The organism is Mesorhizobium sp. M2C.T.Ca.TU.002.02.1.1, assembly GCF_003997225.1.
Genome location: NZ_RZTO01001461.1, coordinates 1 through 585 on the forward strand (window position 1 = coordinate 1; position 585 = coordinate 585).

General features: G+C 68.2%; 1 protein-coding gene. It reads left to right on the forward strand.

Going from position 1 to position 585, the window contains the following annotated elements; genetic code table 11:
* A partial coding sequence (locus tag EOD07_RS36755; protein ID WP_127238529.1) for an aminopeptidase N C-terminal domain-containing protein occupies positions 1-511 on the forward strand: 511 nt, incomplete at its 5' end.
* Positions 512-585: the final 74 nt, after the last annotated feature.

A 585-nucleotide genomic window follows, 5' to 3' on the forward strand; every position in this document is an offset into this window, starting at 1 on the left:
CTTCAACGCCGCCACCAACATGACAGACCGCGCCGCGGCGCTGGCCGTGCTGGCGCATCGTCATTCGGGCACGGCCGAGGCCGAAGAGGCGCTGGCGGCCTTCGAAGCGCGCTATCGCGGCGACGCGCTGGTGCTCGACAAATGGTTCCAGATCCAGGCCGGCGTGCCCGGCTCGAGGACCGTCGACAAGGTGCGCGAGTTGATGCGGCATCCGGCCTTCTCGATCGCCAACCCGAACCGGGTGCGTTCGCTGATCGGCACCTTCTCCAGCGCCAACCAGACCGGCTTCCACCGCCCCGACGGCGAAGGCTATCGCCTGTTCGCCGAGACGGTGCTGGAGGTCGAGAAGCGCAACCCGCAAGTGGCGGCGCGTCTGGCCACCGCGCTCAGATCCTGGCGCTCGCTGGAGCCAGGGCGGCAAGCCAAGGCCAAGCAAGCGCTGCTCGATATGGCAAAGGCCGAGAACCTGTCGGCGGATCTGCGCGATATCGTGGAGCGGACGCTGGCTTGATAGCGATCTCCCCCCTTGTGGGGGAGATGCCCGGCAGGGCAGAGGGGGGCGCGAAGGAATGCGGCGTCTGCTTC